The organism is Rhodococcus sp. MS16 (genome assembly GCF_013277795.1).
In the GTDB taxonomy this organism is placed as follows: Bacteria; Actinomycetota; Actinomycetes; order Mycobacteriales; family Mycobacteriaceae; genus Rhodococcus_F; species Rhodococcus_F globerula.
On sequence record NZ_VBTM01000001.1, the window covers coordinates 822,833 to 837,565 of the forward strand.

Consider the following 14,733-nt stretch of genomic DNA (forward strand, 5'->3'; position numbering starts at 1 on the left):
CGAAATCACCCGGCCCAGGCCGGGTTTCAGCAACACCCTATGTGTCAACACCGAGACTGAGGCAGATACCCGATGCAACGCAAGCACTACGAAGCTGATCATGAGGACTACCGCGCAACCGTCCGCGAATTCCTGGCCCGTGAGATCGAACCTCACTACGCGAAGTGGGAAGAGGATCGGCTCATCGACCGCAGTGCGTGGCTCGCCGCCGGCGCGTCCGGCATCCTCGGCCTCAGTGTTCCCGAAGAGTACGGCGGTGCGGGCGTCACCGACTATCGGTTCCGGAATGTTGTTTTCGAGGAGATCGCCCGCACGGCCACTACATCGTTCGGCTCAGGGTTGAGCGTGCACGACGACATCGTCATCCCGTACGTCCTGCATCTGGGCACGGAAGAGCAGAAGGCCCGCTGGCTGCCCCGGATGGCGAGTGGTGAGGTGATCGGCGCAATCGCGATGACCGAACCCGGCGCTGGGTCGGATCTGCAAGGAGTTCGGACTTCTGCGGTACGGGACGGCGACGAGTGGGTGATCAACGGCCAGAAGACGTTCATTACCAATGGGATCCACTCCGATTTTGTGATCGTCGTGTGCCGGACCGACCCCGAGGCGGGGTCGAGGGGCTTCTCTCTGATTGCCGTTGAACGTGACACTCCCGGATTCACCCGCGGGCGCAAGCTCCACAAGGTCGGACTGGCTGCTCAGGACACTGCAGAACTGGTCTTCGAGAACGTGCGCGTTCGCACCGACAACCTGCTCGGTACCGAAGGAAAGGGATTCCTTCATCTGATGGAGAACCTGCCGCTCGAGCGGATCTCCATTGCAGTGTCTGCAATCGTGGCTGCCCGCGCTGCCTACGAGTGGACCAAGAACTACGTGTTCGAGCGAAAGGCATTCGGAAAGCCGATTGGCGATCTGCAGAACACCCGGTTTGCCCTTGCGGAGATGCGCACGGAGATCGAGGTCACCGAATCCCACATCGACCGCGCCGTTCTCGCACTGAATGCCGGTGAGCTCACGGCAGTGGATGCGTCGATGAGCAAGTGGTGGGCGACCGAACTTCAGAAGCGTGTTGTCGACCGCTGCGTGCAGTTGCATGGTGGGTACGGGTACATGATGGAGTACCCGATCGGCCGCGCCTACGTCGACTCCAGGATCCAGACCATCTACGGCGGCACTACCGAGATCATGAAGGAAATCATCGGCCGGGACATCGCCGCCGAGTTTCAGTGACACCTTGTCCCGCAACGAGATCGACTGATGCGCACGACGCTCACGTGACCACGGATCGATCCCTCACGGTGAATCCACACCGTGAGGATCGATGCGCGAGGGCTATGTGGAGGGCTATGTGGAGGCAACATCGAGGCCGAGCGCCCCGATGCACATCTGATCGAGGGTATCGAGCAAGATCTCCTCATCTGCTTCGTCGCCCTGAACGAGCCACAAATACAGCGTGTGGTCGACCATCGCGGACATGGCGCGGGCAGCCATCACCGGATCGAGTGACTCACGAACGTGGCCTTGGTCCTGCCAACGAGCGATTGCACGGGATGTTCGCTCGATCAGTTGTCGACGATGCTCGTGCCGAAGTGCGCGAAATTCGGCATTGAACGTCGCGACCTGCTCGACGATGGCCATCAACTTCGCGTTTCTGCGATATGCCTGGTAGTACAACCGGTTGGTTGCGATGAGCCTGGCGGCCGGCGACAGGTCGGAGTCGAGAGGTTCACGGCGGTGTACGTCCTCGAAGAGCCGGATGCTCAGCTCCTGGAACACATCGTCTTTCGACTCGAAGTACCGGTAGAACGTCCCGTAGGAGACGGAGGCTTCCTGGACTATCTGCTCGACTCGAGTGTCGAGAAACCCGACCTCCTCGAAGACCTTGCGCGCTGCATCGAGCAAACCGTCGCGCGTCTTTCGACCCCGCGCGGTCAGGGTGTCAGCGGGTGGCGGTACGGAAGGTGTACTGGCAGATGACTTGCTCACCCTCGTGAGTGTCCAATAAACTGACATGACTGTCAAGTCATGTTCCCTCGGTGGACACACCCGCTCGACCCCTCCAGCGTAGCCACGTAGCACTGGAGGGGGTGAGCCTGGTCCGGGATCAGGTCTGCGACGGACGGAGCACGTGGCGGGGGTTCGCCACCCGCAGCCGAGTGAGCACGGCAGTCGAGATCAACTGGCGGACGGCAGTATCCGCGTACGAGACGGCGCCGGTACGAATTCGATCGGCAAGATCTGCTTCCGATGTGCAATCGAGTGCTGCAAGCAATTCCGTCACCTCGCCTGTGCGATCTCCGGCACTGAGCTCCCGTCCCGCTATCCCCAGCAGGTTGACGCAGATGCGGAGCAGGTACCGCTCCCGTTCATGCGCCCCGTCAAGCACTGGGGCGACATCATCGCGAAGAGTGCCGGTGACGAGTTCGAGAATTTCCGACAAGCTCGGACGGTCGTGCACCGACGGCACCGCGACGTCCGGTAGCGACTCGATGTTGTCGAGCAGACCGAGAATCAGGAGCAGGTCGTACTCCGACTCACACACTCGCCGCCCGATCGCGGCCAGTTCGATCGAATTCTCGGCGCCGCTCAGATGCCGCTGCGACTGAAACTGACTCAGCACCAACCACCGCAGCGTGCCGTACGCCTCCCACCAGTGCAGTTCAGCCTCAGACGGCCGGATTCCCGCGGCGCGTTCATAACCGTCGAGCAACTGTTCGCGCGTACCGATGCCCGCAACCGGCGGCTCCGCGCCGAACCGCCACGCACGCACGCAGAGCCAGCCGAGGTCTTCGATCGGATCACCCAGATGGGCGAGTTCCCAGTCCAGCACGCCGCGGATTCCCCCGCCGTCGACAAGCACGTTCCCGAGTCGAAAGTCACCGTGTACCAGAGCATTCGGGCGCCTGGCAGGCCTATTCTCCCGAAGCCAGCGCAGTCCGACCTCAACGGCTGGGCGAGGTTGTTCCAAATCCCGGTACACGGCCTCGATCGCGTCCAGCGGGTCGCCGGCGTCGAGCATCCCGAGAGTGCCGGTGTCCGCACGGTGGATCTGTCCGAGCACGTAACCCATGGCGTCGGCGAGATGCGTTCGCACCTCGTCGAACGCGGAATCCCGCTGCAATTTACGCGGGATCGACTCACCGACGATCATGTCCATCACCAGATACGGAGCATCGATGCCCGGTGCCGTGTCCCCTGATGCGAGGACGGTGGGAACCGGAACCCCGACTGCGGAGGCCGCCCGCAGGCATGCCACCTCTGCCCGCATCCGGTCTGCGTCGCCGTGCCCGGGTGGGTCCCGGCGCAGCACAACGTCCTGCGATTGACCATCTACGCCCCGAACGTCGATCGCCCAGATCTGACGGCTCGCACCGCCGGTCAACTGTCGGGGTTCCCCGACAGTGATCTCGTCGCCGAAGGCGTCGCTCAGTGCGACGCGGATTCCGTCACCAAGGCTGCTGGCGGCATGAGTCACAGCCATGGCGCTGCGCCTGGATCGCGCAGCAGTCGACGTGCGGTCGACATGCGGTGCACCTCGTCCGGACCGTCGTAGACGCGCGCGTAACGTGCTTGTCGGTACATCCGTTCGAGCGGTGTGTCGGAGGTCAGTCCGAGTGCGCCATGCACCTGGATCGCGCGATCGACGACGTCGTGCAGCATCCGAGCACCCCAGAACTTCACCAGACCGATCTGGATGCGAGCATCCTCGCCGGCATCCATCACACGGGCCGCGTCGAGGGTCATCAGGCGGGCTGCGTGTATCTGCGCTGCGGATTCCGCGATGTACCGGTGAATTTCGCCCTTCTCGGCGAGCAGTGACCCGTGTACGTAGCGGGTGTTCGCGCGCTCACACATCAATTCGAATGCGCGCTGCGCCTGGCCGAGCCAGCGCATGCAGTGGAAGATCCGGCCGGGGCCCAGTCGGTCCTGAGCGACGACAAAGCCCTTACCCCGTTCGCCGAGGAGGTTAGCCGACGGAACGCGGACATCGGTGAGACGAACCTCGTAGTGATCGCTGGGATCGTGCCCCATGGTCGGTATCGAGCGGACGATCTCGAATCCTGGCGTGTCGGTCGGCACGATGATCGCGCTGATCCGGGAATGCCGCGGCGTCGAATCCGGCTCGGTTCGAGCGAATACCGAGCAGTACCCCGCATCTGCCACCCCGGTGGTGAACCACTTGTGCCCGTTGATGACCCACGTGTCGCCGTCGAGTTCCGCGCGAGTCTCGATCAGCGTGGGATCGGAGCCAGCCGTGTCCGGTTCGGTCAAACCGACCGACGGCAGGAACTCCCCCGCGACGATCGGCGGGATCCATCGCTGCTTTTGTTCTTCGGTTCCATGCTTGTGCAGCATCAGAGTGTCCTGCATCGACACCGAGCCGACTGCCAGCTGGCCGAATTCGGATCTGCCGATGACTTCGTTGAGGAACACGAAGTCGAGGAAAGGAACTCCCCCACCGCCGACGTCTGCCGGGTGCCCGAGCGCCCACAGGTCCAGTTCCTTTGCGCGCGAGCGCAGTTGCCCGAGTGTTTTGTGTGCAACCTCGTCCTCTTTCGCGAGGACGGGTTCTGCGGGGATCACCTCGTCGTCGATGAATGCGCGCAACCGAGTGCGCAGTTCGGCGATATCGCCTTCGGGTTGGTTCACAGTCATGGGTGCCTCCTTGTGGCAGCAGCGAGTTGCAGGGGCCGGGTGGCGGCCGAGTCGACGTACTCGTCGATCCGAGAGATCCGCCCATTCTCGACGCGGACGAACAGACTGGCCGGCACCTCGAGGGGGCCGTGTCCGGGGAGGGTGCCGCGTACGACGTGCTGTTGCGCGAATCCGTCTGGCAGTACGTAGCGTCGGACGTCCTCGTAGCGAAAGTCTGCGAGAGTGCGGGAGAGCCACCGCAACGTGCGGAGGTTCTCCTCGACGGTCTGCTCCTGTCCGTCGTCGTTGTGCCAGATGCGCGCGTCCGGCGCATACAGTTCGGTGAGTGTCGCTTCATCGCCACCGGAGACTGCGGCGAAGAACCGATCTGCGAAGTCTTTCATGCGAAAATGATTCTCCTCGAGGCAGTTACAACACACAAGCCATAACCGGGACGGAGAAATCCGTACGGTCCCCCACCTCGCCCGCCCTGAGTGAGGTGTTGACAGATGACTTACTCATGGACAAACTATCCAAGAACATGACATGACTGTCAAGTCACTTTATCGTCCCGCTCTCACCGATTCACCCCAGAAAGGCCCGCAATGACCGTCACCAATCCGAAGTTCGAATTCCGCGGAATCAACCATCTCGCGCTTGTGTGCTCGGACATGCAGCGCACCGTCGACTTCTACTCGGGAACTCTGGGTATGCCGCTGGTCAAGACGCTCGATCTTCCCGGCAACCTCGGACAGCATTTCTTCTTCGATTGTGGAAACGGCGACACGCTGGCGTTCTTCTGGCTGGCGGATGCACCCGACGCTGTTCCCGGAATCTCCGCCCCCGCCGGACTGCCTGACCGGGACGAGCTCGTCAGCGCTGTCGGGTCGATGAATCACGTCGCGTTTGCCGTCCCACCGGAGAAGTTCGACGAGTACCGCAAGCGGCTCAAGGCCGACGGCGTGCCACTGAGCATCACGCTCAACCACGACGACAGCCCGGAGGGTGCGTCGCGAGAGATCCATGAAGGCACCTTCGTCCGGTCATTCTATTTCCAGGACCCCGATGGTGTACTTCTCGAATTCGCTTGCTGGACCAAGGAATTCACCGAATCTGACGTCGCACACACGCCGAAGACTGCCGCAGACCGCAACGTTCCCAGCGCTTCCTGATCATCCCGAAAGGATCCACTCATGCCCCGCCTTCGTGAAATCCCCCGCGCCGAGGTTACCGACGAGAAGATCCTCTTCTTCTACGACCGCCTGTTCGGCGCCGACAAAGACCCCGCGGTCGATCACGGCACCATCCACGCCACCCCAGGCGACTGGTGGACCGTCTTCGCCCAATCCCCCGACGTCTTCCGCCACGCGGTACGAGGATTCGCCCTGTATCGCAACGCAGACCTCGACCCGCTCCTGCGCGAACTAGGTCAGGCCCGCGCCGGATACGCACGGGGCAGCCAGTTCGTCTTCTCTCAGCACTGCAAGCAGATGCGCTCACTCGGCATGACCGAAGAGAAAATCTCGGCCCTACCCCACTGGCAGATCAGCGACCTGTTCACCGACATCGAACGCGCCGTCCTCGCCTACACCGACGGACTCGTCTACGACGGCGGCCGCGTACCCGACGAGGTCTTTGCCGTCCTCAAGGCGCACCTGTCCGACAAGCAAATCATGGAACTGACGTACATCACCTGCATGTACGACATGCACGCCACCATCTGCCGGGCTCTGAAACTCGAATTCGACGACCGCCCCGAACTCATCGAAGAAGTCCGAATACCCGAGGGCGTCGTAGTCGCCGACCTCTCTGCCGACCTTGCCGGAGAATGACCCGCTAGTCTTCATCAAGGACATCTACTAGGTAAGGACTGAACATGGAACTTGTTGCCATCCTGGAACTTTCATTCAAGCCGGATTCCCTCGACTCCGCACGTACGGTGATGACGCGAGTGCTCGAGGAAACGCGAGCATTCCCCGGTTGCATTTCCGTGAAGACAGTCGTCGACAGCAAGAATCCCACCACGTGGCGATTTATCGAAACCTGGGAATCGGCCGATCATGACGCCGAGTACCGCAAGTTCCGCGCCGGCGAGGGAGCGATCACTGATCTCGGCCCGCTGCTCGCAGGTGCACCGTCATTGACGACGGGAACCGTCGACCCGCAGGTGTGATCGAAACTCGGGCTCAGATTGCCGGACGACGAGGGTCTCCGGTCGTGAAATCACGACCGGAGACCCTCGTCGTCGTGCGGCGACCCGTTAGCAATCATGACGGTCCCCCTGATTTGATGTAGCTGAAGCCGGTACGACCAGGGAGCGCATCACGTGCAGTTGAGCAAGGGACAGAATGCCCCACTCGATCAGGCCGACGTCACTGTGCGCTGCACATGGCACCAAAGACCAGCGCTCGACGCCGACCTATCAGCACTCCTGCTCACCCCCGACGGGAAGGTGCGTGGTGACTTCGATTTCGTGTTCTACAACCAGGCCGAGTCGCGAGACGATTCCACCCGCTACGCCGGAAAACGAAGTGCGGGAACTTCCGTCGAGGACTGCATCACCGTGGACCTGCAGCGCCTCGATCCGGAGATCGAGCGCATCGCGATCGTCCTCAGTCTCGATGCGGCGGCGCCGGCAACCCTCGCCGACCTGGGACGGGCCGACATCGCCGTCTACGACGCAGTCGGCAGCGCACTGGCCGCTTTCACCATCGACGACTGGAGCAGCGAAACCGCCGCTGTCACCGTCGAAATCTATCGCCGTGACCACCGCTGGAAGGTCCGCGCGGTCGGTCAGGGCTACCACGACGGGCTCGCCGGTTTGGCTCGCGATTTCGGTGTCACCGTCGACGACAACATCGAAGCCCAAACCTCGCAGCCCGCCGCCGCACCGGTAGTCAACGGCCCGCCGCCCATCGACTGGTCCAACCCACCGGTCCCTGCCGGATACGAACTGTAGGAGCCGATCATGGGTTTCAGATTCCGCAAAAGCATCCAGATCGTCCCCGGTGTCCGCGTCAATGTCAGTCGCAGCGGCATCGGCTACTCCGCAGGCGTCAAGGGCGCCCGAATCACCAAGCACGCCAACGGCCGCGTCAGCCGCACCCTGTCGGTGCCCGGTACTGGGCTCTCGCATCAATCGACGGTCGGCGGCAACAGATCTCGATCGACAAGTACGTCGACCGCACCCCGCCGCCGAACCCCTACTGTCGCGGCAGCTCCGGTTCCCCAGCTCCCACCCGTACCGCCCCTACCACCGATGCCGCCTCCGCATGCACCGGCCGGGGAGCGCGAACTGTTCCAGATCCTGCACTCTCGGACACCAGCCGACTACGTCGGCGTTGCCCAACGCCACAAGCACGTAGCCCCGAACATACGGATCCTCGCCGCGGCATTGGAAGGGTTGCTGCACTTCGAATTCGCCGACACCAACCCTGCCGCCGCCCAACGAGCGCGTTCGCTACTCGGGTGGGTCGTCGCCCAACATGTCGACCTGTCCGCGGATCCGTTCGTGCAGCGATACCTCGCCGAACGCAGGTGGCCGGTACAGATCGTCCACGGTGTCACAGCTGCCCTGCGCATCAGTGACGACGTACTTATCCTTGCCGCCGCCGAACTGCACCAAAGCGCCGGCGACCTCCCCGCCGCGATCTGGACAGTCGAATACGCGACCCCCACAGCCCACGCAGCACTTTCGTTGGCGGACCTCTACAGTTCCGCCGACCGGCACCAGGAGGTCGTCGATCTGACCAACGGCGTCACCAACGAAGACGACGCCACCGCACTGCTGTTCGCGCTGCGCGGGCGAGCATTCGCACAACTCGGATACATCGAGGCCGCGCGCGAAAGCTTCAAGGAAGCACTGCGGGTGCGCTCCCGCGCTTCCGAAGTACGGCATCGTGCGCTGCTCGAACGAGCGCAAGTCGACCTCTCCCAGAACCGGAAAGCCGCCGCGCGCAAGAGCATCGAGAAAGTTCTCGCCGAAGACCCCACCTACCCGGGCCTGCAGGAAGCGCTCGCAGCGCTGCCCTAGCCGGATGGACTGATACGGGGTGGGCCTCGAGCGATTACGCTCGAGGCCCACCCAGACATCTACGACATAGACGAGAACTTCATGTCAGCGGCGCGCCTGAACAGCGGTACCAGCCGACTGCAAGTCGGCCCATTCGCCGTCATCGATACCGGCCAGTGCGGCGAGAACTTCGCGGGTATGTTCGCCCAAACCCGGCCCGGGCTCGGGAGTTGCAGTCTGTGACCGGGAGAACTTGGGTACAACGCCTGCGGCGGGAACTGCAACACCGAACTGGTTGACGAGACGGACTACCATCTCTCGCGCGGCATAGTGCGGATCGGCGAGCATGTCCGGGGCCGTGTAGATCCGGCCGGCCGGAACTCCGCTGTCTTCCATGGTCTTCAACAACACATCGCCGCTCATCGTCGATGTCCAAGCACCGATGATGGCGTCGATCTCGGCCATGTTCTCGCCTCGCGGCCCGTGTTCCGCGAACTTCGGATCATCGGCCAACTCGGCGCGGTCCATTGCAGTGCAAAGCCTGCGGAAAACGGTGTCGGCATTGGCGGCAATGATCACCTCGGCTCCGTCCGACGTGGGATACACATTCGACGGTGCAACGCGCGGCAGAACCGATCCGGTGCGTCCACGGGTGATGCCACCGATTTCATGGTCAGCCATTGTCGATTCCATCAGGGCAGCCACTGCCTCGTAGATCGCTACGTCCACTTCCTGACCTCGGCCACTGACCGAGCGCTCGTGGACTGCGGCAAGGGTCCCGATCACCGCGAACAGTGCCGCCAACGAGTCGCCGAGGCTAATGCCCACGCGGGTCGGGGGTAGACCGGGATTGCCCGTCGTATGGCGGATTCCACCCATCGCTTCACCGACGCTGCCGAAACCGGCGTCCGTCGAGCGTGGCCCGTTCTGACCGAACCCCGAGACGTGAACAAGGATGATGCGTGAGTTGATTTCCGCGAGTGACTGGTAGTCCATCCCCCACTTCGCAAGCGTGCCCGGCCTGAAGTTCTCGAGTACGATGTCGGCCTCGGCGACCAGTTTGCGTACCAACTCGCGACCGTCGGGCTGACGGAGGTCGATTGCAACCGACTTCTTGTTCCGCGCAATCGAAGGCCACCACAGGCTTTCGCCTTCCATCGTGACACCCCACCGCCGCATCGAGTCGCCGGACCCGGGCGCTTCGATCTTGAGTACCTCAGCCCCGTAGTCCCCCATGAGTTGCCCGGCAAAGGGACCGGCGATGAAGTTTCCCAGTTCGAGCACGCGCAGGCCGCTGAGCGGCCCGGAAGTTGTAGTCATGGCAAAATTGTACACAATCCGCGACATTCAATCGATAATCTGCCCGGAACTCGCCACTCCTGCATACAAAAATCGTATTGTCGACGGGATAGGCTTTGCTGTGCATCAACCCCACATACAACGAAGAGGCACCGTGGCAACCACACCGCAGGCACCGGGTCAGGCCGCCTACTCTCAAATCCGCCAGGCGATCGTCGAAGGACGCTACAAGCCCGGCCAGCGCCTGATCGAACAGCGGATCGCCGAGCAGTTCTCGCTGTCCCGCACACCTGTCCGCGAGGCACTTCGCAGACTCGAAGCCGAAGGGCTTGTGCTCAGCGAGCCAAACCGGGGAGCCATCGTGCGAACCCTGTCGATGGAAGATGTGTCTGACTTGTACGGACTTCGCGCCCGCCTCGAGGCATACGCCGCTGAATTGGCGGCCGAGCGCATCGACCCTGCCACGCAGAAGATTCTCGACGCGGGCATCGAGGATTTTGCACTCGCACTGACCCTCACTTCGGTCGACGCCGTCGAACGGGTTCGGGCGGTGGATACGGCAAACAGCCAAATCCACCGGGCCATCATGGCCGCGGCAAAGCATGAGCGGCTAAGCCGCCTGCTTGAACGAACCACTGACGTTCCGTTGGTCTTCCAGGCGTTCCGCCAATACGATCGCGCCCAGACCGAGCGGTCACATTTGTTCCATCAGCTCATACGCGACGCGATTGTCGCCGGCGATGGCCCCCGGGCGTCCGCCTTGATGCACGAACACGTCCTCCAGGGGCGCGACGTACTTCTCGCCCACCTCGCAGCAACCAGTAGTGACGAGGTGGACGAGCTGTTCGGCGTCTCAGCCTGGGAAACCGCCGGCCCGGGCGAGCTGGCCGGGAACCTGAGCGCCGAGTACCCCGCCGAGCCAGTCTGACGCCTCGATCAACTCGGGCAGCAGAGCGCCCGTGGCAATACCACTGCGATCGAGGAGATAAACCAGATCCTCGGTCGCAATGTTGCCGGTGGCGTCCGGCGCGAAGGGGCATCCGCCAATCCCGCCGATCGAGGAATCCAGCACCGTCACCCCCGAGTCGATAGCTGCGACAGCGTTGGCATATCCGGTGTTGCGAGTGTTGTGAAAATGGGCGCGCAACCGAATTCCCGGCGCGATCGCCGCGGTCCCTGAAAACAGTCGGGCGACTTGGGCGGGTACACCCACCCCGATCGTGTCGGCCAACGCGATCTCGTCCACTCCCAACTCAGCTATCTGCTCGACCAGGGCAAGAACTGCAGATTCGGAAACTTCACCCTCGAACGGACAACCGAATGCGGTTGCGATGGTGACCGTTACCCCGACACCAGCGACGCGGGCATCGTCGACAAGATCGCGCACAATATGCACCGAGTCCGCGACCGACATTCGCTGATTGCGCTCGCTGAAAGTCTCCGACGCCACGACGACGCAGTTCACCTCGTTCACGCCCGCGGCCACGGCACGATCGAAGCCCCGGCGATTGAGTACGAGGCCGCTGTACGAGACATCGGCACGACGCGGCACCCCTGCCATGACAGCCTCCGCGTCGGCCATCTGCGGTACAGCAGCCGGATGCACAAAGCTGGTGGCCTCGATGCGCCGCAGACCGGAAGCGATGGCGCGCTCGATCAGCGCAATCTTGTCCGCAGTCGAAACGTGCACCGCCTCGTTCTGCAGCCCGTCGCGCGGGCTCACCTCCACGATCTCCACGGCAAATCCCTTTCGTCTGAACACTGCTCGGCAAAATCTGCACCGACCACGATTATTGTATACAAACAAGTGTGCACGACCGCGAGGTAATGGATCGGGACCTGACCGGAACCTCACCCACAAGCAATCCGTCGTGGCTGACAGTCGCGGAAATGCACGTGCGTGGCCATGGCCGGTGGAGTGGCGGACCTCGGGAATCATCGCTCAAGTCGCCCCTCATTCAACTTGCCAACTATCGGACAGCTTGATTCGACCGCACGGTGCACACACTTGTGATCTGTGGCACTCTTGAGTTAGATTGTGTGCAATTCCTGGCCGCCTGGCCTCGTTTCGACTGGAGCCCCACATGCTGTACAGCGATCTTCTACGGCGGAACGCCGCTCGCTTTCCCCACAAGACTGCACTCGCGATGGATGACGGATCCGATAGCCGGACCTATGGCGAGCTCCACCAGCGCGCCCTGCGCCTGGCGAACGGTTTGAGCGGCCTCGCAGCCCCTGGCGATCGCGTTGCGCTGCTGTCCGAAAACAATCTCGAGTACATCGAGGCCTACTACGGCGTCCCGGCTGCAGGCATGGTCCTGACTCTGCTCAACTACCGCCTGCACCCAAAAGAGTGGGTCTGGATCCTCAACGACTCCGGGGCCCGAGTGCTGATGGTGGAGTCGAAGTATCTCGAGGTAATTGCCGACTATCGATCCGAGCTCACGAGCATCGAGCACATTATCGTGATCGGAGACCCCGCCACAGGCTTCACGGCCTACGAGAACGTCCTCCAGTCCGCGTCGACCATTGCCCCGCAATTGCAGATCAGCGAAGACGACGATGCGTGGATCCTGTACACCAGTGGAACAACGGGTAAGCCCAAGGGGGCCCGGCTGAGCCATCGCAACCTCAACACCGCGTTGATCCAGTCGGCGATCGAATACGACCCGAAGCCCGAAACCTGCTTCCTCAACGCCATGCCCCTGTGCCACATCGCGGGCTACCTGACCCCGCTGCACCAGTTCCGTGGCGGCTCGGTAGTGATGATGTCGGGCTGGGACCCGGAGCGATGGATGCAGTTGGTGCAGGACAACCGCGTCACCAGTGGCGGATTCGCTCCGACCATGATGCAAATGCTGCTGACACACCCGAAGATCAACGACTACGACCTGAGCAGCCTGGAGTGGATGGGTTACGGGGCGTCGAAAATCCCGGCAGATGTGTTGCGCCAGACCATCGACCGGTTCGGGCCCGTCGTCTACGCCGGCATGGGCATGACAGAACTCGGCGGCAATATGCTCACGCTCGACAAGGCTGCACACATCAGGGCAGCTCATGGGGAAGAGCACCTGCTCGACGCCGTCGGCAAGCCGATGTCCCTCGTCGATGTCCGTGTCGTCGATCCACTCGGAAACGACTGCCCCACAGGCACGATCGGTGAGATCGTCGTCAAGGGCGACCAGGTAACCAAGGGCTACTTCGGTAATCCCGAGGCGAACGCGCAGACATTCGAGGGCGGCTGGTTCCACACCGGCGACCTCGCCCGTCAGGACGACGAGGGGTTCCTCTACATCGTCGATCGAGCCAAGGACATGATCATCTCCGGCGGTGAGAACGTGTACTCGAGCGAGGTCGAGAACGCGATCTACACCAACCCCGATGTGCTCGGGGCCGCGGTCATCGGAACTCCCGACGACAAGTGGGGCGAAGTTGTCACTGCCGTCGTTGTCCGCAAGCCCGGCACCACGCTGACCGAAGACGACGTAGTCAGCAGCTGCCGCTCGCAACTCGCTGCATTCAAGCAGCCCCGCAAGGTCATCTTCATCGACGAAATGCCGCAAACCGTCAGCGGCAAGATCCGCAAGAACGTCCTGCGTGATCAGTTCGCATCCAACTGACGCCAACACCCCAGCAGTACAACCACTCCCGCAGTACACGAACCGAGGAGCACCCGATGTCTTTCACAGTTGTCACCACCGGACTGAAATTTCCGGAGGGCCCGGTTGCACTGCCGAACGGCGACGCACTAGTCGTCGAGATTCACCGCGGAACGCTCACGCGAGTAACCCCGGACGGCACCAACACTGTGGTCGCGGAGGTCGGCGGCGGCCCCAACGGCACCGCCATCGGCCCCGACGGTCGCGCATACATCGCGAACTGCGGAGGGATGATCGCCACAGAGGCGTACGGATACGTCTTCGCCGGCGGCACCCCCGAGAACTACACCGGCGGCAGCATTCAAGCTGTCGATCTCGAAACCGGCGAGATCGAGACCCTGTACACCGAGTGCGACGGCATCCCGCTCCGTGGTCCCAACGACATCGTCTTCGACGCGCACGGTGGCTTCTACTTCACGGACCACGGCAAGAGCAACGACCGAGGCAACGATCACGGCCGCCTCTTCTACGGCACGAGCGACGGTTCGTCGATCCGCCTCGTTGCTTCAGAAATGCATGGCCCCAACGGAATCGGCCTCTCCCCCGACGGCACACGCCTCTACGTCAGTGAGACGTTCACCGCGCGGGTCTGGTGGTGGGACGTTACCGCTCCCGGCGAGATCGTCGGTGGCCGTACGCTCGCCGGCTCTGGCGGGGGCAACTTCCTCTGGGGATCACCCGACTTCCGTTACTTCGACTCACTGGGCGTCGAAGCCAACGGCAACATTTGCGTCGCATCGCTGGCTACGCCCGGCATTTGTGTGATCAGTCCGGACGGCGAGTTGATCGAGTTCCTCAGCATCGACACCGACGGCGACCCGGGCATCACCAACATCTGCTGGGGCGGTGACGACATGCGCACGGCATTCGTCACCGCGTCGAGTACCGGAAAACTGCTCCGATTCGACTGGCCCCGAGCTGGTCTGGTTCTCAACAACCAGGCTTCACTGGTCTGACGGTCGCACCGTCACCACCAATCGCGGCGGCGACGAGGCGTGGAGATGTCGTCGAATGCGGCGGCGTCTCCGATCCGCCAACGCCGCAGATCAGCCGAGATTCGAGATGCCGCGTTGCGCCGTTCCCGCTGGAGATCATTTCGGCGGCCGGCACTGTCGTAGCAGAGTGAAC

15 protein-coding genes are annotated in these 14,733 nt (G+C 62.6%); 9 read left to right on the forward strand and 6 right to left on the reverse strand.

Features of this window, described 5'->3' with window-relative positions:
• Window positions 1–72: 72 nt before the first annotated feature.
• On the forward strand, window positions 73–1,230 hold the full coding sequence (locus FEZ60_RS03740) for an acyl-CoA dehydrogenase family protein (protein WP_172935532.1): 1,158 nt from the start codon (window positions 73–75) through the stop codon (window positions 1,228–1,230).
• Between the two features lie 114 nt (window positions 1,231–1,344).
• On the opposite strand, the gene FEZ60_RS03745 is transcribed toward FEZ60_RS03740, so the two are convergent.
• The 4 genes from FEZ60_RS03745 to FEZ60_RS03760 form a co-directional block, all read right to left on the reverse strand.
• A complete protein-coding gene (locus FEZ60_RS03745) occupies window positions 1,345–1,986 on the reverse strand; it encodes a TetR/AcrR family transcriptional regulator (protein ID WP_095886317.1) in 642 nt (213 codons plus the stop codon).
• A gap of 118 nt (window positions 1,987–2,104) precedes the next feature.
• Window positions 2,105–3,481, reverse strand: a complete 1,377-nt coding sequence (locus FEZ60_RS03750; RefSeq protein ID WP_172935533.1) for a phosphotransferase family protein — start codon at window positions 3,479–3,481, stop codon at window positions 2,105–2,107.
• Window positions 3,472–4,656 (reverse strand): acyl-CoA dehydrogenase family protein, encoded by a 1,185-nt coding sequence (locus FEZ60_RS03755; protein WP_172935534.1) that lies wholly within the window; start codon window positions 4,654–4,656, stop codon window positions 3,472–3,474. The genes FEZ60_RS03750 and FEZ60_RS03755 overlap by 10 nt, the downstream gene beginning before the upstream one ends.
• On the reverse strand, window positions 4,653–5,039 hold the full coding sequence (locus FEZ60_RS03760; protein WP_033232014.1) for a nuclear transport factor 2 family protein: 387 nt from the start codon (window positions 5,037–5,039) through the stop codon (window positions 4,653–4,655). Before FEZ60_RS03760 ends, FEZ60_RS03755 begins: the two co-directional genes overlap by 4 nt.
• A 201-nt stretch (window positions 5,040–5,240) precedes the next feature.
• Here FEZ60_RS03760 and FEZ60_RS03765 point away from each other — a divergent pair, with 201 nt between their 5' ends.
• From FEZ60_RS03765 to FEZ60_RS03785, 5 genes are all read left to right on the forward strand, one after another.
• The gene (locus FEZ60_RS03765; RefSeq protein ID WP_033232013.1) at window positions 5,241–5,807 is read left to right on the forward strand and encodes a VOC family protein; all 567 of its coding nucleotides are present in this window, start codon (window positions 5,241–5,243) and stop codon (window positions 5,805–5,807) included.
• 21 nt (window positions 5,808–5,828) lie between these two features.
• Window positions 5,829–6,467, forward strand: a complete 639-nt coding sequence (locus tag FEZ60_RS03770) for a carboxymuconolactone decarboxylase family protein (protein ID WP_172935535.1) — start codon at window positions 5,829–5,831, stop codon at window positions 6,465–6,467.
• Between the two features lie 44 nt (window positions 6,468–6,511).
• Complete coding sequence (locus FEZ60_RS03775; protein WP_045067782.1) at window positions 6,512–6,808, forward strand: antibiotic biosynthesis monooxygenase; 297 nt, start codon at window positions 6,512–6,514, stop codon at window positions 6,806–6,808.
• Window positions 6,809–6,961: 153 nt separating this feature from the next.
• Complete coding sequence (locus tag FEZ60_RS03780) at window positions 6,962–7,594, forward strand: TerD family protein (protein WP_172935536.1); 633 nt, start codon at window positions 6,962–6,964, stop codon at window positions 7,592–7,594.
• 9 nt (window positions 7,595–7,603) lie between these two features.
• Window positions 7,604–8,668: a DUF4236 domain-containing protein gene (locus FEZ60_RS03785; RefSeq protein ID WP_172935537.1), complete on the forward strand. Its 1,065-nt coding sequence runs from the start codon at window positions 7,604–7,606 to the stop codon at window positions 8,666–8,668.
• An 84-nt stretch (window positions 8,669–8,752) separates the two neighbouring features.
• Here the strand turns inward: FEZ60_RS03785 and FEZ60_RS03790 are convergent, their stop codons facing one another.
• Window positions 8,753–9,967: a CaiB/BaiF CoA-transferase family protein gene (locus FEZ60_RS03790; RefSeq protein ID WP_172935538.1), complete on the reverse strand. Its 1,215-nt coding sequence runs from the start codon at window positions 9,965–9,967 to the stop codon at window positions 8,753–8,755.
• Window positions 9,968–10,100: 133 nt separating this feature from the next.
• Here FEZ60_RS03790 and FEZ60_RS03795 point away from each other — a divergent pair, with 133 nt between their 5' ends.
• The gene (locus FEZ60_RS03795; RefSeq protein WP_052683547.1) at window positions 10,101–10,874 is read left to right on the forward strand and encodes a GntR family transcriptional regulator; all 774 of its coding nucleotides are present in this window, start codon (window positions 10,101–10,103) and stop codon (window positions 10,872–10,874) included.
• On the opposite strand, the gene FEZ60_RS03800 is transcribed toward FEZ60_RS03795, so the two are convergent.
• The gene (locus FEZ60_RS03800) at window positions 10,800–11,684 is read right to left on the reverse strand and encodes a hydroxymethylglutaryl-CoA lyase (protein ID WP_346343322.1); all 885 of its coding nucleotides are present in this window, start codon (window positions 11,682–11,684) and stop codon (window positions 10,800–10,802) included. The genes FEZ60_RS03795 and FEZ60_RS03800 overlap by 75 nt on opposite strands.
• Window positions 11,685–12,030: 346 nt before the next feature.
• On the opposite strand from FEZ60_RS03800, the gene FEZ60_RS03805 reads away from it, so the two are divergent.
• Window positions 12,031–13,566, forward strand: coding sequence for a long-chain fatty acid--CoA ligase (locus tag FEZ60_RS03805; RefSeq protein WP_172935540.1), 1,536 nt, complete (start codon window positions 12,031–12,033; stop codon window positions 13,564–13,566).
• Window positions 13,567–13,622: 56 nt separating this feature from the next.
• Complete coding sequence (locus FEZ60_RS03810; protein ID WP_033232007.1) at window positions 13,623–14,561, forward strand: SMP-30/gluconolactonase/LRE family protein; 939 nt, start codon at window positions 13,623–13,625, stop codon at window positions 14,559–14,561.
• Window positions 14,562–14,733 lie beyond the last annotated feature (172 nt).